Annotated in this window: 27 protein-coding genes and 1 tRNA gene; 13 read left to right on the forward strand and 15 right to left on the reverse strand. The window is 57.9% G+C overall.

Going from position 1 to position 26181, the window contains the following annotated elements; translation table 11 throughout:
- The first annotated feature begins 16 nt into the window (after positions 1–16).
- The 4 genes from L0664_RS12835 to L0664_RS12850 all read left to right on the forward strand — a co-directional run bounded on the left by L0664_RS12835 (position 17) and on the right by L0664_RS12850 (position 3685).
- On the forward strand, positions 17–1333 hold the full coding sequence (locus tag L0664_RS12835) for an ABC transporter permease (RefSeq protein WP_235226287.1): 1317 nt from the start codon (positions 17–19) through the stop codon (positions 1331–1333).
- Positions 1326–2003, forward strand: coding sequence for an ABC transporter ATP-binding protein (locus tag L0664_RS12840; RefSeq protein WP_235226288.1), 678 nt, complete (start codon positions 1326–1328; stop codon positions 2001–2003). Before L0664_RS12835 ends, L0664_RS12840 begins: the two co-directional genes overlap by 8 nt.
- Positions 2000–2959 (forward strand): Ldh family oxidoreductase, encoded by a 960-nt coding sequence (locus tag L0664_RS12845; RefSeq protein ID WP_235226289.1) that lies wholly within the window; start codon positions 2000–2002, stop codon positions 2957–2959. The genes L0664_RS12840 and L0664_RS12845 overlap by 4 nt, the downstream gene beginning before the upstream one ends.
- 69 nt (positions 2960–3028) lie before the next feature.
- Positions 3029–3685 carry a DUF3047 domain-containing protein gene (locus L0664_RS12850; protein ID WP_336247107.1) on the forward strand — a complete coding sequence of 219 codons (657 nt, stop codon included), beginning with the start codon at positions 3029–3031 and terminating at the stop codon, positions 3683–3685.
- Between the two features lies 1 nt (position 3686).
- Here the strand turns inward: L0664_RS12850 and L0664_RS12855 are convergent, their stop codons facing one another.
- Positions 3687–4364 carry a hypothetical protein gene (locus L0664_RS12855; protein WP_235226290.1) on the reverse strand — a complete coding sequence of 226 codons (678 nt, stop codon included), beginning with the start codon at positions 4362–4364 and terminating at the stop codon, positions 3687–3689.
- Positions 4365–4475: 111 nt separating this feature from the next.
- Between L0664_RS12855 and L0664_RS12860 the strand changes: the two genes are divergently transcribed.
- Positions 4476–4886 (forward strand): c-type cytochrome, encoded by a 411-nt coding sequence (locus tag L0664_RS12860; RefSeq protein ID WP_235226291.1) that lies wholly within the window; start codon positions 4476–4478, stop codon positions 4884–4886.
- 238 nt (positions 4887–5124) lie between these two features.
- Here the strand turns inward: L0664_RS12860 and L0664_RS12865 are convergent, their stop codons facing one another.
- The 4 genes from L0664_RS12865 to L0664_RS12880 all read right to left on the reverse strand — a co-directional run bounded on the left by L0664_RS12865 (position 5125) and on the right by L0664_RS12880 (position 9939).
- Positions 5125–5919 (reverse strand): hypothetical protein, encoded by a 795-nt coding sequence (locus L0664_RS12865; RefSeq protein ID WP_235226292.1) that lies wholly within the window; start codon positions 5917–5919, stop codon positions 5125–5127.
- A 77-nt stretch (positions 5920–5996) separates the two neighbouring features.
- Positions 5997–7955: a DNA gyrase/topoisomerase IV subunit B gene (locus L0664_RS12870; RefSeq protein WP_235226293.1), complete on the reverse strand. Its 1959-nt coding sequence runs from the start codon at positions 7953–7955 to the stop codon at positions 5997–5999.
- A gap of 102 nt (positions 7956–8057) precedes the next feature.
- Positions 8058–9254: a UbiH/UbiF family hydroxylase gene (locus L0664_RS12875; protein WP_235226294.1), complete on the reverse strand. Its 1197-nt coding sequence runs from the start codon at positions 9252–9254 to the stop codon at positions 8058–8060.
- A 40-nt stretch (positions 9255–9294) separates the two neighbouring features.
- On the reverse strand, positions 9295–9939 hold the full coding sequence (locus tag L0664_RS12880) for a pyrimidine 5'-nucleotidase (protein WP_235226627.1): 645 nt from the start codon (positions 9937–9939) through the stop codon (positions 9295–9297).
- A gap of 91 nt (positions 9940–10030) precedes the next feature.
- On the opposite strand from L0664_RS12880, the gene L0664_RS12885 reads away from it, so the two are divergent.
- Positions 10031–10684, forward strand: coding sequence for a GntR family transcriptional regulator (locus tag L0664_RS12885; RefSeq protein WP_235226295.1), 654 nt, complete (start codon positions 10031–10033; stop codon positions 10682–10684).
- Here the strand turns inward: L0664_RS12885 and L0664_RS12890 are convergent.
- Positions 10638–12506, reverse strand: coding sequence for a glycosyltransferase (locus L0664_RS12890; protein WP_235226296.1), 1869 nt, complete (start codon positions 12504–12506; stop codon positions 10638–10640). The two genes, L0664_RS12885 and L0664_RS12890, sit on opposite strands and share 47 nt — an antisense overlap.
- A 132-nt stretch (positions 12507–12638) precedes the next feature.
- Positions 12639–13799 carry a glutamine-hydrolyzing carbamoyl-phosphate synthase small subunit gene (carA, locus tag L0664_RS12895; protein WP_235226297.1) on the reverse strand — a complete coding sequence of 387 codons (1161 nt, stop codon included), beginning with the start codon at positions 13797–13799 and terminating at the stop codon, positions 12639–12641.
- A 220-nt stretch (positions 13800–14019) separates the two neighbouring features.
- Here carA and L0664_RS12900 point away from each other — a divergent pair, with 220 nt between their 5' ends.
- Positions 14020–14478, forward strand: coding sequence for a GatB/YqeY domain-containing protein (locus tag L0664_RS12900; protein ID WP_235226298.1), 459 nt, complete (start codon positions 14020–14022; stop codon positions 14476–14478).
- On the opposite strand, the gene L0664_RS12905 is transcribed toward L0664_RS12900, so the two are convergent.
- The 8 genes from L0664_RS12905 to L0664_RS12940 form a co-directional block, all read right to left on the reverse strand.
- Positions 14475–15371 (reverse strand): DMT family transporter, encoded by an 897-nt coding sequence (locus L0664_RS12905; RefSeq protein WP_235226299.1) that lies wholly within the window; start codon positions 15369–15371, stop codon positions 14475–14477. The two genes, L0664_RS12900 and L0664_RS12905, sit on opposite strands and share 4 nt — an antisense overlap.
- 50 nt (positions 15372–15421) lie before the next feature.
- Positions 15422–15796 carry a DUF1304 domain-containing protein gene (locus tag L0664_RS12910; protein ID WP_235226300.1) on the reverse strand — a complete coding sequence of 125 codons (375 nt, stop codon included), beginning with the start codon at positions 15794–15796 and terminating at the stop codon, positions 15422–15424.
- Positions 15797–15828: 32 nt separating this feature from the next.
- The gene (locus tag L0664_RS12915) at positions 15829–16338 is read right to left on the reverse strand and encodes a DUF2244 domain-containing protein (RefSeq protein WP_235226301.1); all 510 of its coding nucleotides are present in this window, start codon (positions 16336–16338) and stop codon (positions 15829–15831) included.
- Positions 16328–16891, reverse strand: coding sequence for a cbb3-type cytochrome c oxidase subunit I (locus tag L0664_RS12920; protein WP_235226302.1), 564 nt, complete (start codon positions 16889–16891; stop codon positions 16328–16330). The genes L0664_RS12915 and L0664_RS12920 overlap by 11 nt, the downstream gene beginning before the upstream one ends.
- Positions 16892–16971: 80 nt before the next feature.
- Positions 16972–18645: a cytochrome c oxidase subunit I gene (gene ctaD / locus L0664_RS12925; protein WP_235226303.1), complete on the reverse strand. Its 1674-nt coding sequence runs from the start codon at positions 18643–18645 to the stop codon at positions 16972–16974.
- 108 nt (positions 18646–18753) lie between these two features.
- Complete coding sequence (locus tag L0664_RS12930) at positions 18754–20010, reverse strand: glycosyltransferase family 87 protein (RefSeq protein ID WP_235226304.1); 1257 nt, start codon at positions 20008–20010, stop codon at positions 18754–18756.
- Between the two features lie 146 nt (positions 20011–20156).
- Complete coding sequence (gene lipB, locus L0664_RS12935; RefSeq protein WP_235226305.1) at positions 20157–20813, reverse strand: lipoyl(octanoyl) transferase LipB; 657 nt, start codon at positions 20811–20813, stop codon at positions 20157–20159.
- 4 nt (positions 20814–20817) lie between these two features.
- Entirely contained in the window at positions 20818–21615 is a 798-nt protein-coding gene (locus tag L0664_RS12940) for a LytTR family DNA-binding domain-containing protein (RefSeq protein ID WP_235226306.1), read from the reverse strand.
- Positions 21616–21714: 99 nt separating this feature from the next.
- On the opposite strand from L0664_RS12940, the gene L0664_RS12945 reads away from it, so the two are divergent.
- The 6 genes from L0664_RS12945 to L0664_RS12970 all read left to right on the forward strand — a co-directional run bounded on the left by L0664_RS12945 (position 21715) and on the right by L0664_RS12970 (position 26022).
- Entirely contained in the window at positions 21715–22221 is a 507-nt protein-coding gene (locus tag L0664_RS12945) for a DUF2306 domain-containing protein (RefSeq protein ID WP_235226307.1), read from the forward strand.
- A 75-nt stretch (positions 22222–22296) separates the two neighbouring features.
- Positions 22297–22383 (forward strand) — tRNA-Leu (locus tag L0664_RS12950).
- A 129-nt stretch (positions 22384–22512) separates the two neighbouring features.
- Entirely contained in the window at positions 22513–22992 is a 480-nt protein-coding gene (locus L0664_RS12955; RefSeq protein ID WP_336247108.1) for a DUF6538 domain-containing protein, read from the forward strand.
- 569 nt (positions 22993–23561) lie between these two features.
- Positions 23562–24677, forward strand: coding sequence for a hypothetical protein (locus L0664_RS12960; protein ID WP_235226309.1), 1116 nt, complete (start codon positions 23562–23564; stop codon positions 24675–24677).
- Positions 24678–25069: 392 nt separating this feature from the next.
- Positions 25070–25420, forward strand: a complete 351-nt coding sequence (locus L0664_RS12965; RefSeq protein ID WP_089423281.1) for a TA system antitoxin ParD family protein — start codon at positions 25070–25072, stop codon at positions 25418–25420.
- Positions 25421–25422: 2 nt separating this feature from the next.
- A complete protein-coding gene (locus L0664_RS12970; protein ID WP_235226310.1) occupies positions 25423–26022 on the forward strand; it encodes a zeta toxin family protein in 600 nt (199 codons plus the stop codon).
- Positions 26023–26181 lie beyond the last annotated feature (159 nt).

The following is a 26181-nucleotide window of genomic DNA, read 5'->3' on the forward strand; positions in this document are numbered from 1 at the left end:
AATAAGGCAGTGCAACATGGCAGGCAAAACCGCCCCTTTTTCACGGTTCGAATGGATGATCGCGTGGCGTTACATGCGCGCCAAACGCGAAACGGGCGGCGTGTCGATCATGACGTGGATTTCGCTGATCGGTGTGACGTTGGCTGTGTTCGCCCTGATCGCTGTTCTGGCGGTGCGGTCCGGGTTTCGCGCTGATTTTGTGGACACGATTGTGGGGGCCAATGCCCACCTGACCGTCCGCCAGAACTTTATGGAAACCGTGACCGTCACGCAGGGCGATCAATCTGTAGATGTGACGCGGCGGATAGACACGATTGCGGACGGGGATGCGCTGGCCGCACAATTGCGCGCGGTTGACGGCGTGACACGTGCCGCGCCCATCGTGCGCGGCGAAGGGTTGGCCGCGCAGGCCGACAACAGCAGTTTTGTGCAGGTCTATGGGATCACGCCAGCCGATCTGGCCGACATTCCGCTGGTTCTGAATCCGCAATCCAGCTCCGGTTCCATTGATGATTTCGAACGTGGCATTGCGCTCGGGTCAGGCGTTGCGCGCAGCCTTAATGTGCAGGTCGGGGATCGCGTGAATCTGCTGTCTGCGACGGGTGTTCAAACGGCCGCTGGCAGATCGCCGCGCCGGGTGTCGTTTGATGTTGTCTATATCTTTCAAACGGGCCGCTACATCACCGACATCAGCCGCGTTTATCTGCCGCTTGAGGATGCGCAGAGTTTCTTTGGCCGCGACGGCGTGCACGACGAGATTGAAATTTATGTCGCCGATCCCGACCGCGTTGAGGAATGGATACAGCCGCTTTACCGCGAACTCGGGCCAGAAGCGTTTTTGTATTCCTGGAAAGACAACGAAGGCGCCTATCTTCGCGCGCTCACGGTGGAAGACAACGTGATGTTCGTCATTATGGCGATCCTTGTGCTGATCGCGTCCATGAACATTATCAGTGGTTTGATTATGTTGGTGAAAAACAAGGGCCGCGATATCGGGATACTGCGCACGATGGGCCTGTCCGAAGGGTCCGTGTTGCGCATTTTCTTTATTTGCGGGGCGGGTCTGGGCACGATTGGCACGCTTTTGGGGGTGATCCTCGGCTGTCTGTTCGCGATCTACATCGACCAGATATTCGCGCTGGTGAATTATGTTGCCGGCGGCGGCGTGTGGGATCCTTCCATTCGCGGCATTTACACGATCCCCTCCAAGCTTGAGCTTGAGGACGTTCTTTTGGCCGTGGGCCTGTCGCTGTCCCTGTCCTGGATCGTGACGATCTTTCCAGCCCGACGCGCCGCCCGTATGAACCCTGTTGAGGCCCTGCGCTATGAATGATGTCACGCTGAGCCTGTCCAATCTGAAAAAGGCCTACAACCACGGCAAACCCAACGAAGTACAAGTGCTTCATGGCGTATCGCTTGACGTTGGCAAGGGCGAGGTCGTTGCGTTGGTGGCGCCGTCCGGTGCGGGTAAATCGACGCTGCTGCACATTGCGGGGCTTCTTGATACGCCTGACACGGGAACCGTTGCGATTGGAGGCGAAGACCTCACCACGCTGGGGGATCGCAAACGCACGGCTGTGCGGCGCAATGATGTGGGGTTTATCTATCAGTTCCACCACCTGTTGCCGGAATTCAGCGCGCTTGAAAACATCATGCTGCCGCAACTGGCCAACGGGATCGCGCAAGGCGTGGCCGAGACCCATGCCATGGAATTGCTGGCCCGCGTTGGTGTAGACAGCCGCGCACAGCACCGCCCCGCCGCGCTATCGGGCGGCGAACAGCAGCGCGTGGCGTTTTGCCGTGCCTTGGCGAACAAGCCGAAATTGCTGCTGGCGGATGAACCGACGGGCAACCTTGATCCCGCCACATCCGACCGCGTTTTTGACGCCTTGATGGAACTGGTGCGCGCATCCGGGCTGTCTGCGTTGATCGCTACACATAACCTCGACCTTGCGGCGCGTATGGACCGCACGGTGCGTCTAGAAGCAGGATTGATCGCATGAAAGTATTTGTCAGTGAAATTGAAGACGTCGCAAAATCGGCGTTGATCGCGCATGGCGCTGGCGCGTGGCAGGCGGGCGAAGTAGCGCGCGCCGTTTCCCGCGCTGAGGCTTTTGGAAACGTCATTTGCGGATTGTACTACCTTGAAAGCTACTGCACCCAGTTGAAATCGGGCCGCGTGGACGGGCAGGTTGAACCCGTGGTGACACGCCCCAAGGCAGGTCAGGTGATTGCCGATGCGCGGTTTGGGTTTGCCCAACCTGCGTTCAGCCGTGGATTGACCCAAGCGATTGAAGCGGCACGCGAAAACGGTGTCGCGACATTGGCGGTGGCCCATGCTCATACCTGCACGTCGCTTGGGTTTTTCACAGAACAGATTGCAGCAGCGGGTCTTGTCGGGATCGGGTTTACCAATGCATCCCCTGTCGTCGCGCCACCAAACGGCAACGCAGCGGTGATTGGCACGAACCCGATTTCCATGTCCCTGCCAGACGGCGGCATGCATTGGGATTTTTCAACCTCTGCCGTGGCGCTGGGCAAGATTACAATGGCCAAGGCCGCCGGTGAAACCATTCCGCTGGGTTGGGCTGTGGACGCGAACGGCAAACCGACAACGAATCCAGAGGCCGCGCTCAAGGGGGCGCTGGTGTCTGCGGGCGGATACAAAGGCTGGGGCTTTGGCCTGATGGCCGAGGTGTTGGCCGCAGGGATGACAGGGTCGGTTAATTCCTTGGATGTCAGCGGGTTAAAGCTGCCCGATGGTAAGCCCCACGACCTTGGCCAGTTCTATATGCTGATGGAACCGGGTGCCGATTTCGCAGACCGTTTGGCCCGCGTTGCACATGCTGTGGCGCAGCAAGACGGCGCGCGCATTCCCGGCCAGAACCGCCAGCCCATGGTCGAAATCGACGTGCCTGACGCACTATGGGCCGCATCACGCCAGTTGTCGCAACGCTGACAAACGCGTGAGATTGAAAACCTTGTGTTGAGTGTGCCCGTGCCTGTCTGGCAGGTATGACCCAACAAAATGAAAGGTTTTCTTATGCGTATCCTGTCCCTCGCTTTACCGCTGGCCCTTGCGGCGTCTGCTGTCACCGCTGGCCCGATTTCTTTTGGGGGCGGCTGGAATGAACAGCGCCTTCAGATTTTCAATTCCAACGATTATTCGTTCAATGGAGGCTCCATGAGCATCGCGTCGGACGGTGGCGTGTCCCTTGCGTGGACGCGCACGGGGCGTGGTGATTGGGGCGCGACATCGGCGTCTTGGAACTGGGCGGTTGATCAATCCGTTCCTGCCACAGATTTGCGCCGTAAAGGCGGGGATGATCGCAACATCTCGATCTATTTTGTGTTCCTGCCAGAGGCCGACGCGAACCAGATGGAAGGCGCTAACATACGGCAATTGAACAACAATCCCAACGTGCGCATCCTGCAATATGTCTGGGGTGGCAATCATGCCCGCGGATCGATCCAGCAATCCCCCTACGCGCCGGGCCAAGGGGCCAACGTCATTTTGCGCGCCGCAGGGACGGGCAGTAATTCCGAAAACGTGAACCTCGCCAGTGATTTCGCGTCTGCCTTTGGGGGCGCGCCCGGTGCGCTAGTCGGCATCGCGGTGTCGGGTGACAGTGACGACACAGGGTCCATGATCCGTGCGTCTATTTCGAACCTTGCGGTGCGATGATCTAGTCGCACACTCCGTCCAGATCAGCATTTTCATAGACGCCGAAAACCCTCGTGGCTTTCGGCGTTTGCGTTGGGTGCTGCACGGGCATGACGGCGCTTAGGGTTTGCCACAATCGTTCGGTGCGCGCGCCCTCGGGTGCGATGGTGCGGCAGCAGATAAATTCCTCAACCACGGCGGCCTGTTGTTCGTAGCCCAGATCCAGAAAATTGATCTGTTCTTGCGGATCGAAAAGATAGGGATCAACGCCCCGTTTGTGTTCAGCCAGACCGCGAAACGGGGAATATCCGGTGATGCCGCGGTTCTGCCATTGCCAGATGTGCACCATCTCATGGGCGAAATACATTGCCGCCACGAGGTTGAATTCATTGGGAAACCCATCCGCATAATCCGGTAAGGTCCAGTCGGGGTTGGTCAACACGTGGGTCCATGCGACGGCGCCGGCGGTGCGGGTTTGGATCGTCGGGCCATCCGGGGGCGGGTTGATCCTTTCGCGGCAGGTCACTTGCGGGCGCGCGGCGTAGGTGCGTGTGGTCATGCCGATGAATCCGGCCTCAACAAGGCGGGCATTATTGGCGTTGAACGTGGGGCCCATAATGGGATTGATCAGGGCGCGTTCCGCATTTGTCAGGCCGCGCCCACACCCCGCCAACACCAGAAGAATAAGGATAATACGCATGCCTCTAACTACGCCCACGGCGCGCTGGTGCCAAGGGGGGTGGTGGTTGATGTGGATCAATGCCGCGCTGCGCGGGGCGCACTAGCATGGTTCAAAACAACGGAGGACATCATGACAAATCTTAAATGGGGCGCGCCGCTGCTGGCCGTCGGGTTGGTGGCGGGGTGTGTGGAGCAGGAGCTTGATGTGAGCGCGGAGGCGGGGGCGGTGTTGTTTGCGGACAATTGCGCGGGTTGCCACGGGGCGGATGCGAAGGGCGCGGGCGAATTTGGCGTGCAATTGTTCAACATTCCGCCCGATCTGACCCGTCTGTCAGAACAATACGGCGGCGTGTTCCCGCGCGACTATGTGCTTGGAGTCATTGACGGATTCCACCGCGACCCCGCCTTTAGCACCGCCATGCCGGAGTTCGGCGCGGGCGACATGGGGCCGACGGTTATCGTGGAGGAGAACGGTCTGGGCACCCCCATTCCGGCACGATTGCTGGCGCTGTCGCAATGGCTGGAGAGCGTGCAGGAATAGCCGATTTGGCGATATGGGTCTGGTATGGTTCCGGTATGGGTCTGGTATGGGCCGGATGTGGGTTTTTGGGCGGGGCATTGATTTTGTTGGATTTTGTGCGGAGGTAAATGTGTGACCGCCGTTTCTATGCCAAATCGAAGATTTGGCAGCGCCCGATCCTCCCCCGTTTTGCCGAAGGCAAACCTCTGGTTTGACGGAGAGGGCCCTTCGCTTTCTCCCCTCGGTTCTGGCGCTACAGTCAATTCTTCCGACCAAACTGTTCTATGTCTTCAAGAATAACTTTCGCCGCTTCTGAGGTAGAAAACTTATCTGCATGTTTCAGGACTTCGAGTTCTGATTTCTTATGCTGCTTTTCAGAGAGTTCATCAAAAATTTCTAGACTTGCCTTGGCTCTGTCCTTGAGATGGGACCAAATAACGCTCGGCGGATCAAAAGGACTACGTTTGAACAACCCTTCATTACCTCGAATGAAATCGTTTCCTAATAACCGGGTCTCATCCTTTACGACGCCTACGAAGAATAAGGGACCAATCTTTGTAAAAGTGGAAATAAAGCTATTATCTTCTAGAAAAATAAGATCACGCTCAACCGCTCTCTTGTAGTATGAATTCCAATTCTGTGGCAGTCCTGGTGCATCCATACTGTTGAAATAACCAGGGTAGAAGATGTACTGTTTGAAATTTCCAAGGCTTGGTTGTTCCCCTTTGACATAGCGCTTTAGTGCTTCCGTCGCATTGCATAAAAAGTGAGCGGCGGAAGGCGGGAAATCATTTGAGATTTTACGAAATTTAAGTGAGTGTAGGTTTCTCAGTGATAAAGAGGCTGAAAACTTTGAAAGCCAAGGACCATATTTTGACGGCAACTTTTCGCCAGACGTAGCAATATCAAAGACTCTCGACTTAAATTTCTTTTCGAATACTGAGATGATGTCTTCACATGGCTTGCAATAAAGATGATGTTTGTCACCACCTTGAACTCGTCTGTTTGGGGCAGCAGCATGTCTGAGGTAAGGTGTGCCTCCAGTCTTAATCAACCAGTCAAAAACGAATTTTGGAATGATGTGACTTTCGCAGAGTTTTGTTTTTGTCCCACATAGCCAACAATTCCCATTCACACATCCAACTCCTCAACGAACCGCGCGTTTTCCTGAATATATTGGAACCGCATTTCCGGCTTTTTGCCCATCAAACGCTCGACCAGATCGCCGGTTTCGCCGGGTTCGTCTTCGTCGATGCTGACGCGGATGAGTTTGCGCGACGTTGGGTCCATCGTCGTTTCTTTGAGGTCTTTTGCGTCCATTTCGCCCAGACCCTTGAAGCGGCTGACGTCCATTTTGCCGCTGCCCCCTAGGCCGCGTTCAAGCACGGCGTTCTTTTCGGCTTCGTCCAGACAATATTCGCGCCGCGCGCCTTGGGTGACGCGGAACAGGGGCGGGCAGGCGAGGTAGAGGTGGCCGTGATCGATCATCGGGCGCATCTGGCTGAAGAAGAATGTCATCAACAGGGCCGCGATGTGCGCGCCGTCCACGTCCGCGTCGGTCATGATGATGACCTTGTCATAGCGCAGATCGTCAACGCTGAATTTTGCGCCCAGTTGCACGCCGAGCGCTTGTGTGAGGTCACTGATTTCGGCGTTCGTGCCGAGTTTCGAGCTTGCCGCGCCGAGCACGTTGAGGATTTTACCGCGCAGGGGCAGCAGGGCTTGGGTTTTGCGGTTGCGCGCCATTTTGGCCGATCCGCCCGCAGAGTCGCCCTCAACGATGAACAATTCGGTCCCGTCGCGCACCTTGGAGGAGCAATCGACGAGCTTACCGGGCAGGCGCAGTTTGGCGGTGGCGGTTTTGCGCGAGGTTTCTTTTTCCTGTTTGCGGCGCAGGCGTTCTTCGGCCCGTAGCACCAGGAAATCGAGGATCGCGCCCGCGGATTTGGTGTCAGAGGCCAGCCAGTTGTCGAAGTGGTCGGCCACGGCGAGGTTGACCATGCGCTGCGCGTCCGTCGTCGCAAGGCGGTCTTTGGTCTGGCCGACGAATTCAGGATCGCGGATGAAGCAGGACACGAGCGCGCCTGCGCCTGTTGTCAGATCCTCGCGGGTGATTGTCGTGGCCTTCTTATTGTTGACGCGTTCGCCGTAGGATTTGATGCCCTTGAGGACCGCATTCCAGAAGCCTTGTTCGTGGGTTCCGCCTTCGGGCGTGGGGACGGTGTTACAGTACGACTGGATGAAACCGTCGCGGGTGGGCGTCCAGTTGATGGCCCATTCGACCTTGCCGGGGACGTTGAATTTGTCCGTGAAATCAACGGTGCCGGCGAAGGGTTTTTCGCTGTAGGTTGTGGCGCCCGCCAGTGTTTCATTCAGGTAATCGGCAAGGCCACCGGGGAATTTGAATGTGGCGTCTTGCGGTGTTTCGCCGTCGTTAATCTCGGTTTTCCAGCGGATTTCGACGCCGCTGAACAGGTAGGCCTTAGAGCGGGCCATTTTGAACAGGCGGGCGGGTTTGAGCTCAAGGCTGCCGAAGATGTCAGGGTCGGGGTGGAAGGTGACGGCGGTGCCGCGCCGGTTGGGGGCCGCGCCGATTTTGGCGAGGGGGGCCTGAGGCACGCCGCGCGAAAATTCCATCATGTGGAGTTCTTTGTTGATCGCCACTTCGACCCGCAGGTGATCGGACAGGGCGTTGACCACGGATGATCCGACGCCGTGCAAGCCGCCCGAGGTCTGGTAGCTGTCGCCGCTGAATTTGCCGCCGGCGTTCAGGGTGCAAAAGATTACCTCGAGCGCGGATTTGTTGGGGACTTTGGGGTGCATGCCGACGGGAATGCCGCGCCCGTTGTCACGCACGGTGACGTGGCCGTTTGCGTGCAGTTCGACCTCGATCCAAGTGGCGTGGCCTGCGACGGCTTCGTCCATGGAGTTGTCGACGATTTCGGCGACCATGTGGTGCAGCGCGCGGTCGTCTTTGCCGCCGATATACATGCCGGGGCGCAGGCGGACGTGTTCCATATCCTCGAGGACTTCGATCGAGGACGCATCATATTCGGACGGCGTTTGCCCGCTAAGAAGATCGTTTGCCATTGTGCTACCGCGCCTGTTTTTGGTTTTGGTTTTGCACAGTATGCCATGGGGGATGGGGCGGGGAAAGTGCGGTTGCGGCCCGTTTCGCGCAATACCTTTGTGTTAACCCTTTGCGCCCAGCCCCAGCCGCATCAGTGTCTTGCGCACGGGCGCCAGACCATACAGCGCCTCAACCCCTTTTGCGCGCAGATCGCGCAGCAGCGGGTTTTCAGCCTGTGACGCGCGGTTCAGCAAATCAACGCCTTTAACGCGCACGGTGATGTCGCGGTGGCGGGTGGTGTGGTAACGGGCCAGCATGTCGGCGTCGCCCAAGGTGTCGGGGCGGGCCTGCGCGAGATCGAGGAGGCAGGACAAATCTGCCAGTGACATGTTCAAGCCCTGTGCGCCGATGGGGGGCACAACGTGGGCGGCTTCGGCCACGAGGGCGACGCGTTCACCTGCCATTCGATCTGCGATCTGGCTGATGATGGGCCAGACCATGCGGCGGTTGGACAGGGTCAGCGGGCCGTAGGTGTTGGCCGAGCGTGTTGTCGCGGCGGCGTTGAAGTCTTCGGGCGGGAGGGCGGCGAGGCGCACGGCCTCTGCGCCGTCTTCCATCCAGACCACGGCGGAACATGGTTTGCCGTCATGATCGGGCAGGGGCACCAGCGTAAACGGGCCGCCAGTGCGGTGAATTTCGGTTGAAACACTGTCATGGGGCGCGTCGTGGGTGACGGCAAAGGTCACGGCCTTTTGCCCGTAGCGCGTTGTTTTTGCATCAATTCCTGTGGCGTGGCGCACGGGGCTGTTGCGCCCGTCTGCGCCGATGACCAGTTTTGCGGTGATGCGGCTGCCGTCCGTCAGGGTGACGCGGGCCTGCGATGTGCGGGTCAGCATTGATGCGAACCCGACGCCGGGGCGGAAATCGACATTGGGCAATTCGGCCAGACGCGCGACCATTTCGCGGCGCAACACCCAATTGGGAAGGTTCCAGCCAAAGGGCAGGTCTGAAATATCGGCGGCATCAAAATCGCGGGTCATGCGCGGGGTTGCGTCCGGCCCGCCAGCGTCCACGATGCGCATGATCTGGAGCGGCGTCGCGTGCGGGCCCAGCTTGTCCCACAGTCCTGCGGTGTCCAGAAAATCACGGGCGGGTTGCAGGAATGCGGTGGTGCGCAGGTCTGCGCCGTCGGTCGCGCTGTCGGTGATCGGGGGCATCGGATCGGCGATGATGACGGAAAAACCAGCCGTTCCGAAGGCGGCCGCTGCGGTCAGCCCCGCGACGCCGCCGCCAGAAATGAAGATGTCTGTCTGTGTCATATCCTAGACATAGGCCTGCGCGCGCGGTTGGGAAAGGGCGTTAGACCAGCTGCGACAAGAAGGCCGTCAGATCGTCGGTGTGGTGGTGAATATGGTCGTGATGTTCGCCCGTCGGGGCCACGTGAACGGTGCGCATCCCCATGGCGTGGGGCGCTTGCAGGTTGCGAATATCGTCTTCGAACATCGCGCCTTGGGTGGGCGGCAAACCATCAAGCGCAAAGACCGCTTCGAATGCGGATTGTTCTGGTTTGGGGCGGTAATTGGCGTGTTCCACGCCGTAAACCGCATCAAACACCCCATCGAGGGCGCGCGCGGCCAGCACGTTGCGCGCATAAGGTTCGGTGCCGTTTGTGTAGACAATTTTGCGCCCAGGCAGCGCGCGGATCATATCGGCGAGGTCGGGCGCGGGGGGCAAAACGGTAAAATCGATGTCGTGCACCGCGAGCAGGAACGGGTCCGGTTCGATGTTATGTTCGGCCATCAATCCTGCCAGTGTCGTGCCATAGCCGCGCCAGTAATGATCGCGCAGGCGGTTTGCCTCAACCCGGTCGACGGACAGCGTTTCGGACACATAATCTGTCATCAGGATTTCGATTTGGTCGAACAAGGCCACGGCGGGCGGATACAACGTATTGTCGAGGTCAAAGACCCAAGCGCGCACGTGAGAAAAAGATGATTTAACCATGGCGGCGTTGTAGTTCTGTTTGGTTGCAGATGCGAGAGGGTTGATACCGTTGGATGCCATGGTATGCAGTCGGTGTTCAAAGGATAGCGATATGACCGACGCCAAAACCCCGAATAAAGACGCCTACGAGATGATCCTTGAGGCCATCGATACCGGAACCTACAAACCCGGAAGCCGATTGGTTGAAAGTGAGTTGGCGGACAGGTTTGGCGTGTCACGCACCCCAATTCGTGAAGCATTACAACGGCTTGAAACCCAAAGCCTGCTGACGCGTGATGGGCGGTCTTTGATTGTTGCGTCACTGGATCACAGCCAGCTGAGCGAATTATACGTGGTGCGCGGGGCGCTGGAGGGTCTGGCCGCGCGGCTGGCGGCGCGCCATTCCACGCCCGAAGAATTGGCCGTGTTGCGCGATATGCTGGAATCCGATCGCAAGCTGATTGACGACCCCGACGCGATGAGCCGCGCCAATCGACGGTTTCACAAGCAAATTCACCTTGCCAGCCACAACCGGTTTTTGGTGCAGCAGTTGGACCTTGTGCATCGGTCTATGGCGCTTTTGGCGTCAACGTCGATTGCTGTGGCGGGGCGGCCGACAGATACGTTGGAAGAACATGAACGCATTGTGAAAGCGATCGAGGCAGGGGACGGCGATGCGGCGGACAAAGCGCTGCGCGATCATATTTCCCAAGCGTTTATCATTCGGCTGCGACTGGATGCGGAAGCGGTCGAGGCGGGGCGTTAACCACGGGCTGATCCGGTTCTGCGGCCCCTGTTGCGGCGAAAATGCCGTGTGTGGTTTTGTCCCAATAGAACGGTTTTGTCGCGAGTTCGATGATGCCTTTGTAGGCGGCAAGTGCGGCAAGCGGGAAGTAGAAGTGCAGCGTCGGCGTCCATTTGATCAGGTCCGGTTTTTTCGCGGATGTGACGGCGATGGCGGACACGGTGATGCCGACAATTTCGGACAGCAAAAAGATCGCGGCAAAGGTGAGGGCGACGGGTTGGCTGAGCACGCCATCAAGCGGATGGGGCACGCCGAACAGCATCAGCCAGAACGACCACAGCAGCGGGGCCAGCAGGAATTGCGTGATGGTGCCCGCAAACAAAAGCTGCACCCCAAAGAACCGCCACGCCCCAAGATCGCGCCATAGTTTCAGGGGGTTACGCATATGGACGCCGTAGGTGATCGCATACCCCTTGAGCCAGCGGGACCGCTGTTTGACCCATGGCCAGGCGCGTGCGTTTGCCTCTTCCTGGGTGACGGTGTCGATGATTTCCGTGCGGTAGCCGTGACGCGCGAGGCGGATGCCGAGGTCTGCGTCTTCGGTGACGTTATGGGCATCCCAGCCGCCCAATTTTTCGAGGGTATCGCGGCGAAAGAACAAGGTTGTCCCACCAAGCGGAATGGCCAGTTTGAGCCGTTCGAGACCGGGTAAAATGATGCGGAACCATGTGGCGTATTCCACGGTAAAGCACCGCGCGAGCCAGTTGGAATGGGAGTTGTAAAAATCCAAGCGCCCTTGCAGGCAGGCCACGTCCGGCCCTGTTTGGGCAAAGCGATTGACCACCACGTGGATCTGATCGGGGGCGGGGGCGTCTTCAGCATCGTAAACGCCGATTATAGAACCTTTTGCAAAGCTGAGCGCGTAGTTCAACGCCCTTGGTTTGGTTTGCAATGTGCCCAGCGGGACGCGGATTGCGCGCATCCAGTGGGGCAGTTGCGTGGCGGCGAGCGCGTCTTGCGTGGTGCCGTCGTCAGCCTCGAGGACGAGGCACACATCGAGGCGGTCTGTGGGGTAGTCGAGTTTGGACAACCGGCTGACCAATGCGCCTGCGATGTCACGTTCGCGAAACAGCGGCACGAGGATTGTGACGGTTGGAAGGTGCACAAGTTCGGGGTTGGCGGGCACCGGTTTGGCGGGTTTGGGGAACACATGAAAGACCGCCGCGACGATCTTTAACAATGTGTTCAGGATCAGTGTGAACACGGCCCAGCCGCACAGAATAAAGAAGCTGATTGTTGGCCAAATGATCATGCAAGCAAGAATGGCGGCCAGCACGGCGGTGCCCCATCGAAAGGCTTTGCCGGCGTCCCAATTGCGGCAGGATTCGGCATCAACGGTGCGCATTTCTGCGTTTAACATCAATGCGCTGTGGCATGTTTTACTAAGCGCGAGGTCAAGGTTGTCGGGGGCGACGATTGCCAAATGGACCCGCCCGAAAATGACGGTCAGTGCATCGCGAACGCGCAGGAAATGTTCGGGCGAGGCCGCCAGAACCGTCACGCGGCCGGCGGTTGAACGCCATGGCAGCACGCGGTGTTTCAGGCACAGATGCGCCCCGAATTGGGCGATCAATCGAGGATCGGGGGGATGCGTTTCGGGGTCAATCAGGCTTGTCCCGACCAAACCGGCCTGATGTTGCGCATCAATGAGCGTGGGGCGGTAACGCAGGGCGCTGTCGTCACGCTGCGCGCGGTCCAATGCTGCATGCGCGCGCGCCGCAGCGGTGCCCGACGGCGTGAGCACGTCGGCCACCGAAAACGGTTCTGCCAGACGTTTCGCCATATCTTTATCGCCCGCCGCCCGAGGGCGGCGACTCGTCCTGAAAATCAAAGCCATGTAAGCCTCGTTAACCTGTCCCGCGATCACACTGGACCACGAACGGTTAACGGCGCGTTAAGGCAAACGTAAGGAAAGTTAAGCTGTGACGCCTGCGCGGTCTGCCATGGCGGCGGCAAAGCGTTCAAACAGGTAATAGCTGTCCATCGGACCGGGCGAGGCTTCTGGGTGGTATTGCACCGAGAAGATCGGTTTGCCGTCTACGGCGATGCCGCAGTTTGACCCGTCAAACAAAGACACATGGGTTTCGCGCACACCTGCGGGCAGGGATTGTGCATCAACGGTAAAGCCATGATTCATCGATGTAATTTCGACTTTGCCGGTGTCGTTGTCTTTGACGGGGTGGTTGGCGCCGTGGTGGCCGTGGTTCATTTTGATGGTCTTCGCGCCAAGCGCGAGGGCCAGCATTTGGTGCCCCAAACAGATGCCGAAAACGGGCAGGTCTTTGGCTAGAATGTCTTTGATCATTGGCACGGCGTATTCGCCCGTCGCGGCCGGATCGCCGGGGCCGTTGGACAGGAACACGCCATCGGGGTTCAGCGCCAACACGTCTTGCGCGGTGGCGGTGGCGGGCAACACGGTGACGTCGCAACCTGCAGAGGCGAGGCAACGCAGGATGTTGCGTTTGGCACCGTAATCGATGGCAACGACTTTGTGTGTCGCGTCGGTCTGTTTGGGGAAACCGTCGGGCCATGCCCACCGCATTTCATCCCAGCGGTAAGATTGTGCGCAGGTGACGTCTTTGGCCAAATCCAGCCCTTCGAGGCCAGCAAAAGCGCGGGCGGCGGCGACCATGGCTTCGATGTCAAAAATCCCGTCAGGATTATGGGCCAATGTCACGTGTGGCGCGCCTTGTTGGCGGATCGCGCGGGTCAGGCGGCGGGTGTCGATGCCACCGATGCCAATGCGGCCCCGTTTTTCAAGCCAGGGTTCCAGCTGTTCGACGGACCGCCAGTTGCTGGGTGTTGTGGGATCCCATTTCACGACCATGCCGGAGGCGACGGGATCGTTTGATTCATCGTCTTCGGGCATGACGCCCGTGTTGCCGATGTGGGGGAAGGTGAAGGTCACGATCTGGCCCGCATAGGACGGGTCCGTCATGATTTCCTGATAGCCCGTCATCGCGGTGTTGAAACACAGCTCGGCCACGGTTTGGCCCGTGGCGCCGAAACCCTTGCCGTAGAACACAGTTCCATCGGCGAGGACGAGACATGCTGTTGGTTTTTCGCGGCTGGCCATCGTTCATATCCCCCGATAATGAAGGCCCCGCCTTGCGGAAACGACGCCGAACTTGTGGCTGTCTAAGGGGTGGTCAGGGCGTGGTCAAGGCTGGTTTGACGCCGTGAAATGACCTTGCGGCGCAGGGGCGAGAGGGTGCTTGTTTTTGCGGCGGAATTCGGAGTAGTGTCCCCGACTGTTACCGCTCTCACTCGGGCGAAACTTATCAGGGATGATGAAAATGGAATTGCGCGCGCGGGTCAATACGGCCCTTAAAGAGGCTATGAAGGCGAAAGATGCGACACGGTTGTCGACATTGCGGCTGATCAATGCGGCCATCAAAGACCGTGACATCGAAGCGCGCAGCGGTGGTCAGGATGAGGGTGTGGGCGACGATGTTGTTCTTGGGATCATGGGCAAGATGGTCAAGCAACGTCAGGAAAGCGCGAAGGTTTACGAAGAAGGCGGGCGTCTTGAGCTGGCTGAAAAAGAGCTGTCGGAAATCAAGATTATCGAGGATTTCCTGCCGCGCCAGTTGTCGGACGCCGAAGCATCCGCCGCCATCGATGCTGCAATTGCAGAGGTCGGGGCCGACAGCATTCGCGATATGGGTAAGGTCATGGGCGTGCTGAAAGGCAAATACACCGGCCAGATGGATTTTGGCAAAACCGGCCCGATGGTCAAAGACAAGCTGGGCTAGCGTCTGAACAGTCGTCCATCGAGGATGGCGAGGCCGAGGGCGAGCAGCGCAAGGCCGACGTAGACGTTTGAGGACAGGCTTTCGTTCAGGACCAGCGCGCCAAGGACGATCGACACGGGCGGGATCAGCAAGGTGACGATCATCGTATTGGCCGATCCGGCCGCGGCGAGAATGCGGTAATACAGCAGATAAGCGCCCGCTGTGGCGAACACGACGTAATAGCCGATGGCCAGATAGGCCGTTGGGCTAAGGTCAAAGGACGGTGCGCCGTCGATCACAAAGGCCGCCGGAACCATGATGATGGATGATCCGGTTAACATGCCCGCCGCCGCGACTTGCGGGGTGAGGTTTGCCAGATTGATACGCGCCCAGACCCCTGCGAAGGCATAAGAAATCGTGCCGCCAATCACGGCGAGTTGCGCAAGGGACGTGATGTCAAAATTGCGCACGGCATCAAGGCCGATGGCCGTTGCCACGCCGAAGAACCCGATGGCGGAGCCGATGGTTTTGCGCAGGGTCAATCGTTCGTCCGCAAGGATCAGCGCGGCGATGACCACGCCGAAAATCGCCGTGCCCGCATTGAAAACTGAGGTGAGGCCCGTGGGAATATGCAATTGCCCCCACGCCATAAGCGAAAACGGGATGACATTGTTCAGCAGGCCCATGACGAACAGTGCGCCCCAGATTTTGGGATCACGCGGGATCGGCAGGCCGCGCAGGATCACGTAGCCCCACAGGATCAGTGCCGCCCAGAAAACGCGGTGGGCGACGGATGTGACAAAGGGGACTTCGTTCAGGGCCAGCCGGATGGCAAGGAAACTGCCGCCCCAGATCAGCCCTAAAATGAACAGTTCGGCCCATGTGCGGGTGGTGATGTTGCGCTGTGGTGTCATGGGGCGACGCTAGGCGCGAACACGCGCAAGCGCGACCCGAAAGATGCGGCTTAGGTGCGGCGTTGGCCGATCCAAAGTGCGATCAGCGCGGCGAGGGCGGGGACAGATTGCACAACCATAATGCGCGGGCTGATGGTGACCGCACCAAAGACGCCTGCGACCAGCACGAACAGCAGAAAACAGGTGGCGACATTGGCGTGCCAGCGGGCATCGCGGATGAGCAGGGACCAGATCAGACCAGCGGCGAGGAAGGCGTTATAAATCCCCTGATTTGCGGCCAGTGCGATGGTGGGTTCGAACAGATCGGTCGGAAAGCTGGAGAACACAACCGGGCCGCGCGTCGTCCATGCGAAGATTTCAAACCAAGCAATATAAAGGTGCAGGGCGGCGATCAGGGCGATGAGGGCTTTGGCGAGGATGCGCATGGGGTGTCCTTTTTATCCGGGTTGCGGCCAGACTAGTCGTTGCGCGCGTTCAGCACCATGCGCAACCTGTCTTGCAGTTCGCTGAACACCACCGCGCGTTCGTCTTCGGGCAGGAACGCGCCGAGTTCGACGACGCGGTCCGCCCCTTTGAGGGTGATGTAGTTTGTGATGCGATCATGGTTTGGATCAATCTTGAGCTGGACCCAATAGGGGTTTGCCTCCCATGATTTTCTGCCCTGTCGCGGGTGGATATGTTCGAGCGTTATGCGGTCGGGCCAGATGCGCAATTCTTCGAGGATTTCACCCGACTTGTAGCTGTGATTGATGGCGTACCAGACCCCGCCCACGGCGATGGCAAAGAACGGCAACAGCGCCCACAAAACGGGTGAGCCAAGCAACACAAGCAGCGGCAGCAACACGATGGCGCAGGTGCCGCCGATGAACAGCACGAAATCCTTGCGCAAGAGGGATCGGTAGGGCCACAGGTGCAGTTCTACCGTTGGGGCATCTTTGCCGTCGGGTTCAATCCATTCATACGGCATTGTTGTTGTCCCCGCGATTGCGCCACCAGCTGATAAGGGGGCGTAGGGCGGCGACGGCCAACACGGCTAGAAAAACGCTCGCCAAGGCATTGGTGAGGGTGTTGATGATCTGAAATGTCTCTGTGTAGTCGATGTAGCGGCGCGGCATCCCGCCGTTTGCCAAATAGATTTGCGGGGCGACGTTGATCGTGACGAACAGGGCGACGGCGGCCCAGAACAGAACGATGTCTGTTTTTGCACGGCGCGGGTGGTGCGGGATGAACAGCAGGGCCGCGATGAGTATCGACGGGACCAGGAAGCCGCCGAGGTATTTATAATGCGCGACGACGTAATAGGTGTCGTGGAAGGCGCGATCTATCGGGGGCGGGGCGAAGATGGGGGCAAAGATGCCGCCTGTGCCACCCTGGGCCCAATTCCATGTGACATAGAATAGCATGGCCCAGATGGCCCCGAACCCGATGGCCAACCACAGCCAAAGCCAAGCGGACCGCGCCCTTGCGGCGGTTGCCAGAAGGGACGGAACGAGGAGCAGGAGGGACCAAAAGTATGTCATCAACGGGTGCCTGAAACAGGTGAAATGAAAAAGGCCCCGGCGTTTCCGCCGAGGCCCTGATTTCTTAAACCTCGCCGTGCTTAGTGGCTCGGCTGTTTGTCCCAATCGGACTGCTTTGGAAGCGTCTCGAAGGTGTGCTCTGGTGGAGGGGACGGGAGGGTCCATTCCAGCGTGTCAGCGTATTCACCCCATGGGTTCGGCTCTGTCGCGTTTTTCGGGGACAGGAGCGTTTTGAACAGGATCACGATGAAGAACACGAAGGATCCGAACGAGATGAACGCACCGATGGAGGACACGTAGTTCCAAAGCGCGAAGGCTTCGTTGTAGTCGATGTAGCGGCGCGGCATGCCGTTACGACCCAAGAAGTGCTGTGGGAAGAACGTGATGTTGGCGCCGATGAACATGGCCCAGAAGTGCAGTTTACCCGCCCATTCAGGGATCATGCGACCCGACATTTTCGGCAGGTAGAAATAGATACCCGCGAAGATACCGAACACCGCACCCAGCGACATCACGTAGTGGAAGTGGGCCACAACATAGTAGGTGTCGTGATACGCACGGTCCACGCCGGCCTGGGACAGAACGATGCCTGTGACACCGCCGACTGTGAACAAGAACAAGAAGCCCATCGCCCAAAGCATTGGTGTTTTGAATTCAATCGAACCACCCCACATTGTCGCAATCCATGAGAAGATTTTGACGCCGGTGGGCACCGCGATCACCATGGTCGCCAGCATAAAGTAGGACTGCTGTGTCAGGGACATGCCGACTGTGTACATGTGGTGCGCCCACACGACAAAGCCCAGCGCGCCAATTGCGACCATCGCGTAGACCATCGGCAGGTAGCCGAAGATCGGCTTTTTGGAGAAGGTCGAGATGATGTGCGAAATGATACCGAAGGCAGGTACAACGATGATGTAAACCTCTGGGTGACCAAAGAACCACAGGATGTGCTGGTACAGGATCGGGTCGCCGCCGCCAGCAGGATCAAAGAAGGTCGTGCCGAAGTTGCGGTCCATCAAAAGCATTGTGATCGCGCCAGCCAGAACGGGCAGGGCCAGAAGGATCAGCCATGCAGTGACAAAGATCGACCATGCGAACAGTGGAACCTTGTGCAGCGTCATGCCGGGGGCACGCATGTTCAGGAAGGTCGTGATCATGTTGATCGCGCCAAGGATAGACGAGGCACCGGACACGTGGACCGCGAAGATCGCGAGGTCCATCGAAATACCGGCCTCGGTGGTGGAGAGCGGTGGATACAGAACCCAGCCAACGCCAGAGCCCGCCTGACCATTACCGCCGGGGGCAAGGATCGAGCAGATACCAAGCGCAACACCGGTACAGAACAGCCAGAACGACAGGTTGTTCAGACGCGGGAATGCCATGTCTGGCGCGCCAATTTGCAAAGGCATGAAGTAGTTGCCGAAACCGCCGAAAAGGGCTGGAATAACAACAAAGAACATCATCAGGACGCCGTGATACGTGATCATCACGTTCCACAAGTGGCCGTTTGGCGTACATTGATCAAGCGCGGCAGGGAACAGACGCGCGCCCTCCATGCACATGTACTGCACGCCGGGGTTCATCAGCTCCATCCGCATGTAAACGGTGAAGGCGACGGACAAGAATCCGACGAAACCGGATACGAACAGGTACAAAATACCGATGTCTTTGTGGTTGGTGGACATGAACCAGCGGGTAAAGAACCCGCGATTGTCTTCGTGCCCTTGGTCGTGGACGGCTGCGTCTACCATGTGGCGCTCCCTCGAAATGGTAAAATCTGTGGGATAAGCGGACTCACCCCTTGGCTTGAAGTGGTTTTAGGTGGTGGCGCAGTTTAGGGCAACCATTCATGTCGGTGTTTATGTGGGTAAAATTGGCGCAGGGGGGCGCTTGAGCAGGGCCAGCAGCAACAAGGCCAGCATCACGACCATCAGAGAGACGCCGCCAACGCCAAAGGACCACAGGCTCCACGAATCTTGATAGAGGGTGATGCCCGCGATGATCGGGTGGAAATAGACCACCATGAGCGCCGCAAAACCCCAGCCGATAAGCCCAAATCGCAAGGGCAGTGCGGCAATGAACACATAGGCGGGCAGGTAGGTATAGGCCCAGCTGAGGGGGCTCACGAGCGCGAACAACGTCACGGCGAACGGCACGATCAGCGGATCATGCGGGCGGCGTGCGGCAAGGAAGGCCACTCCCGCGATCGCTGCGATTTGGGCGATCGAGGACACCGCGTGCCAAATTGGGCCTTTGGCGATGGCGGCCCAGCCGATCTGTTCTTCGGCGGTGCTGGGTTGGTACACGGGGAGAAGCTGATCTTCGAGGATTGCACCCGCATAAAGCGCATCCGCCGAGAACGAGAAATTCGTGACGATGACCGATTTGCTGAGAACGCCGAGCATCGAGAGGTAGTCTGCGTGAAGGGGCCAACCCGCGAGGGCGATGGACGTCAGCCCAAGGGCACCGCCCGCAATGCCAAAGGCCACCACAGCGCGCCAGTTGCGCCGCGCGGCGAAGATGACGATGAAAAGGACAGGATACACTTTGATTGCGGCGGCGAGGGCCAGCAGGATACCTGCGGCGCGCGGTGCACCCGATTGGGCGCGTTCAAACGCATAAACGATCAGGAAACTGACAAGGATTTGTGGCTGGTTTTCCCCCAGCGCGATACCGATTGGCATTGTCAGGATCAGGGCTTCGTAGGTGACGGCGACGACCAACAGGGCGGACAATCCGCGAAATCCGCACATTTTAGCGGCCAGATAGGTTGTGGCGATCAGCAGTGCCTGATGCACGAACAAGAACACCGTATCAAAGACTGCGAATGTGGTGATCTGCGTCAGCCACGACACCAGCTTTGCCCAAAGGGGCGGGTAGATATAGGGAAAGATGCGCGCATCTGGGTCCGTTGCCTGAACGTAGGGCCACCATTCGGACGGGGTCGTCATGTCAAACATCACGGCGCTGGACGGATAGATTTGATCAAGCCTGCCCATGGCCATGAAATCCCCGGCCAGCCACATGGCAAACAGATCCGCCGATTGGGTATCAAGCCCCGTGCGGGTGCCCACGAACAGGGCATAGGCCAGCATGACAAGCGGCACGAGGATCATGACGGGAGTTGGTTTTATCGAAGGTGGGGTGCGCATGGGGTGGGGTCTGTCGATCATTTCGGTGTGTCGCGCCTTGTCTGCCCTAAATTGATCGCGCCGTCAGCAGGGCGCGGGATCAATCTTGGGACCTGTGCCAAATCGGTGCGCTAGGGGTGTTTCGGGGTGACGGTAGCGTCAAACGTTTTGCGCAGGGCGACGTCGACATCATCCATCGTGACGGGCAGGCCCAGATCGACAAGCGACGTCACGCCGTGATCGGTGATGCCGCAGGGCACGATACCGTCAAAGTGGCTGAGGTCGGGTTCGACGTTGATGCTGATGCCGTGAAAGCTGATCCATTTGCGCAGGCGAATACCGAGGGCCGCGATTTTGTCTTCTGCGGGGCCAAGTGGTGTGAGGGGTTTGTCATCGCGCTGCACCCAAACCCCGACGCGGCCATCGCGGATTTCGCCTGTAACGTTGAATTCGGCCAAGGTCGCGATCACCCATGTTTCAAGGTCTTTCACAAAACGGCGCACGTCATGACCGCGCTTGCCCACATCAAGCATGACATAGGCCACCCGCTGGCCGGGGCCGTGATAGGTGTATTGGCCGCCGCGTTTGGTGTCGTGCACCGGAAAGCGGTCCGGATCGGTGAGGTCTTCGATCTTGGCAGAGGTTCCGGCGGTATAAAGGGGGGGGTGTTCGACCAGCCAGATACATTCATCCGCCGTGCCCGCATAGATCGCGTCTGCGCGGGTTTCCATGAAAGCGACGGCGTCGGCGTAATCTGTCAGCCCGTTCGTGGTGATCCATTCAACCATGTGTCTACGCGGGCAAAAGCCCGGCCTTTTTGAGTGCGGGGACATTGGCGCGGCTGACGGGGATGTCGGGGCCATGGGCCATCGATATCATCGCACCGTCGCCTTTGCGGGTGGCGGCGGTGACGTGATCCAGCGCGACCCAATGCGAACGGTGCACCTGAAGCCCGCAGGTATCGCCGACGTCGCGGATGGCATCGGCCAGCCGCATCAGCACCATGTCTTCGCCTTTGGTGGTGCGGATGCGCACGTAGTGATCTTCAACCGACAGGGCCACGAGGGGTGCGCGTTTGTCAAAGGGCAGGCGGTCCAGCAGCGCGGGGGGCGTCGTGGGGGCGGGGGGCGTCGTGGGGGCGGGGGCCGTCGTGGAAGCAGCCGTGGCGGAATGGTTCGCGATCTGGAACACAAACGTAATGACAGATGAAATCACCGCCACATTGCCCGCGAGGATCAGCAAGGCCGTGCCTGTGGGCCAATATCCGATGGCCAAGCCGTTGATCAGATAGATGACACCAAAAACGCCCACCACCGTGAGGGCGGCGGCGGTGAGTGCGCGCATCAGCACGCTTTTGCCATCCGTCCACCTTTGGGCCAGTTGATTGCCGAAATATCCGACGCTGTAGCACGACACCGCGATCACCGCCCAATAGGCGAGGCGGGGCAGCGCGCGCATGACGTCGGATGTGTTGAACGGGCCTATAACCGTCAGGATCACCGCGATGGCGGCAAAGATTGCCATGCGCAACGGGTCCGTCATATGGGCGCGCCATTCACGAAGCGCGGGCTGCGGTTGGGTGTCGTTCACGAAGCAGGTCCTTTGTTCACGTAGTGCGCGTTGGAGTACGGGGGCCGTTGGTCAAGACATAGGCAATCACATCGCGACTGCCAAACCGAAAGGACGCCCATGTCATTTGAACCCTTCCTGACTGCGCCGCTGCACATTCAAATTCACGTGGCTGCTGCCGTGATATCCGTGGCGCTGGGCCCTTTGCCTTTGTATCGCCAACGCCGCGACCGCCTGCATAAGATCAGCGGTTATATCTGGGTGATTGCGATGTTCACCGTCGCGCTTACGGCGTTCATGATCCACAGTTTTGCGGTGCTTGGCCCGTTCAGCCCGCTGCACGGGTTCGCCCTATTGACGTTCTGGTCGCTGTGGCGCGGCGTGACGCTTGCGCGGCGGGGCCATATCCACGCGCATCAAGCGACGTTTCGCAGCCTGTACTGGTTTGGTTTGATGATCGCAGGGCTTGCCAATTTCATGCCGGATCGACGCACAAACGAGGCGGTGTTCGCAGGCCAAGACCACCTTGGCTGGTGGGTGATCGGGGCGGGCGCGATGGTGTTGATCCTGGTGGCGCGGGCAGGGCGGGCCAAGGACGACGGAGTGCGCGCGGCGTCTGCATCATAGTTTCGCAACGATAGGCACATTTAACGCTTGAGGTAGGGAGTGGTCTTGGCTACACGCCTCTCACGCTTGGATCATGCGGTCGTGGCGGAATTGGTAGACGCGCAGCGTTGAGGTCGCTGTGAGGTAACACTCGTGGGGGTTCGAGTCCCCCCGACCGCACCAGAGCTTTCCTTTTATTGGATCTTTTTTCCCCGGGTTTATGGCCCGGTGGATGGAAAGATTACGTTTTTTCGGGCATTTTGCACTACAAATTGCACTACAACCGCACCCAGACCGGGCAAGGCGGACCCGATGAAACGCGAGACATTCAGAGCGCCCGATCCAGCCAATCCTGACCGCTACCACAAACTTCGCGGGCGCCGTTGGCACTATGTCCGTCGGGTTCCGACGCACCTGGCTGGCTGGGACCCGCGGGGTGTGATCCAACTCTCTTTGCAAACGACCTCCCTCGAAGTCGCTCGGATCAAGCGTGACGCGATCGAGAAAGCTGACGATCTATACTGGTCTGGCGTCACGGATGCAAATTCCTCGGTTGCACTCGGATCAAGTATGGCTGGTGGCGCAAATATCATCGCGGCGCTGTCGAGCTTTGCCGGTGGGGATTCAGCTTGGGCGCGGGGCAACGGCAGCACTGCGTCGACGTTCGATGTCTCTGTGGAGGAGGAGACCAGCCTGAATGCGGAGACCGTTCATGAGGCAGAAACGGTGGATTACTTCGCTTTCAGTGATGCGGGTGTTGTCAGCGCATATGACTATGATTTCTTTGTATAGGCAGACGCGCTTAGACGGTCGTTTTTGTCCGAGTCCGGATGACGCCCGAAGTCACGTAGAAATCTCTGTGCCACAAACCCTTGAAAAAACCGCATCTAATTTTGTCCCGCAATCCGTGAGTTCGCCGGATTGGTCTCGCTGCGTCTTGCATGAATGGACGGTTTCGCTGCTGCGCGGCAGCGCCGGAATCATGCACCTGCGGCATTCCCTTGCCGCGAGCGCGCGCAGCAAGAAAGTTGAATTCACAGATTGGGCTCACTCCAGACCTTCGCCGCGTTGGCCGCGAATGGCCGGATCGGGGCATCGCAGCCATTCGCTGCATTGCGCCGGAACTCACAGAGGGCGGACTTTTCGAACGTTCGTTGCACGTCAATCAATATCTGGATTGGGAACGTGCTCCACCAGCGGTCGTTTTTGAAATTCCTCTTATGGAGCCTGTCTATTAATGCCGATCCAACTCTTGATATGGTCTGAGTTAAGGAGGATTAGCTTGCTTGACACTTTGAACACCAGACGAGAATATCATCTCAAACTTATTTATTTAAAATCTGATGCTTAGGAGAACGTTGATGCAGCATAGACTAGTATCCACCTTGTTTGCAGTCGCATTTTCTAGTTCTACAATCGCACAGGAAGCATCTTCAACCGTCGTCTGGGGGATGTCATTTCAATCTGGATATTCAAGTGGCGAAGTCTCAATCACTGATTTTGATGATGTCTACGTCATATACTTTGATGGTGGTATAGGGCGGGCATGCAAAGCCGTTTTGGGCGAGCAAAGTGATGGATCGTTTGCGCCAATTATCACAAACGAAAACGTCCGAGGATGTGATCGCTTATCTCGCGTGGTTTTCCGAGCACAAGACGGCGACACGCTACCAATCGAAATCACGAGCCGCGACGAGACGCAGGTTTACCCGCTGGGCTTACGAAACAAAGTTCAATCTGCTGGGGCCATTCCAGACGGGCTAGACATTCAAGGGGCTTCGCTTGGTATATCAATGAGCGACTCCCAAACGCTCTTTACGGGCTTAGCGGAAATGACCGAAAATGTAGCTATTGTAGGCCGTAACCCGCAAAGCATCAGTTACAGTTACCAACAGAATGACGGATCAAACATCTACATGGCACTGAGTGAAAGCGTCATTTCAGATGAAGATGGAACAATCAGTCAAGCAGAGATGTCCGCGATGCCAGTCGCCGCTCTTGCTCGTTTTTGGAATCCATCAGCAGAGGAGCGACCCAACCTTGATACGATGCGCGGGGCGCTTTTCGACAAGTTTGGGACTCCGTCAATACAAGTGGAAGAAGAACGATACAGCATTTACGAATGGCAGTATGATCTTGAAGCAAATTTACTAACAGACGCAAATGCACTTGCTTGCTCCGTCAGTGATCAACGCGCTTCAAGGGTGTCTTACTCCTCAGAAATTCCAACTGGTTTTACAAATAGAACGCGGCAACCTTACACACTGTTGTTGACAGGTGCCTCCTCTTGCGGCGTCGCCATACGAATTCGGCTTGACCTAATTGAAGGATACACCGTTGCGAGAATGGAACAGACGTTATGGCGTCATGACAGTTTATTGCGTGACCAGCTTTTAGCGGCAACAGATGAGGCAGCACGGATTATAGCAGCGACCGAAGATAGCGCAGAGCAAGAAACCAATGCACCTGATCTTTGACGAGACGGATGGAGCGACCGCACTAATCCCCTAGAGCCGTTGTCGGCACAGCGGCAGCGGCATTACGTAAAGCAGTTATAAAATTCTGAAACTCTCGTTTTAGAACGGCTGCGGGTTGTCGTAATTGAGCATCTAAAATCAGCTTCAAAACCGAGGTCGTTCTCCAAGATTTTTAGCTTTGTTCGTGTATAACGGACATTCGTGCACGGTGCAGCATTCGGTACTTTGGGCTCGAAGCTGCCGTTCGCCGCGTTATGCGCCAATGGTTGTTTTGTAGTTTCAACCGATGAAACCCGACGCAGATGCCTACGAAATAACTGGACATTTACAGATATATCACCATATATCCAATGCAGGTGGCATTTTGCTACCTTTCTGGCGATGGAGGTGTTATGGCCCAATCTATCAAACTTTCTGATGACGTCATGTCAGTTGTCCGTCGCGAGTCTGGTTTGCAAAGCCGGTCTGTTGCGGGGCAAATCACCCACTGGATCAACATCGGTCGTGCCATCGAGCAATCGAGCGCATTTGACTATCAGCACATCAATGCCGCTCTTGCAGGGGAGTTGTCTCCGGATGAGTTGAGCGCTGAAGAGCAAGAAGTCTGGTTTGCGCAGTTTGGTGAAGATATGACCGCGCCGTCTGATCAAGAAGAAGCGTTCTTTGCCCAGCGTCGCCAACTGGGCCGTGGTGTAGGGCTGAATGACAAAGGCGAGCTGGTCTACCCTGAGGCCGCAGCCTGAGCGTGACCCCTGTCCCGCGTCCAACACTCGTGATGCTGGCAGGTCCGAACGGATCAGGCAAATCCACACTTTACGAGACACGGATCGCGCCAAAATTTGCCGCGCCATTCATCAACGCCGATATCATCCAGCGCGATGAACTGAAGGACGGCGATGTGAATGCAGCTTACGAGGCGGCACAGATTGCAACCAAGCGCCGCGCGTCTTTGTTGGCGGAGCGCAAGAGCTTTGCCACAGAAACCGTGTTCTCTCATCCCTCCAAGCTTGATCTGATGACCCAAGCCAAGGCCCTTGGGTATCGCGTCATGACGTTTCATATCTCTGTCGCGCATCCGGACCTATCCGTCGCCCGCGTCGGTGAAAGGGTCAATGAAGGTGGGCATCCCGTACCTGAAGAGAAAATAAGAAACCGGTATGATAGATCTGGTCCATTGATCCGCCAAGCCATTCTGGCCAGTGATATCGGCCATGTTTTCGACAATTCTAAGCTGAACCAACCACCAGCGCGGGCTTTGTCGTTCGCAAACGGAACCCTCACCTTTGCCTTGCCGCAGCTTCCCAACTGGGTGCTCGATCTCTACGGCGATGATTTAGTTCTGTAGGCTGCGCTGTTTATGACAGGCCCATCAGTCACAGTCGGCTGGCCATCAACGACCGTTACTGGGGGAGTGGAGCGCAATTCATGATATTTGCAACGAGCTTCTAAGGCCATGAAAAGAAGGGGATTGAGTTGGTGCACATATCAGGTGCATGAATAGTTT

Source organism: Octadecabacter dasysiphoniae (assembly GCF_021532615.1).
Lineage (GTDB): Bacteria > Pseudomonadota > Alphaproteobacteria > Rhodobacterales > Rhodobacteraceae > Octadecabacter > Octadecabacter dasysiphoniae.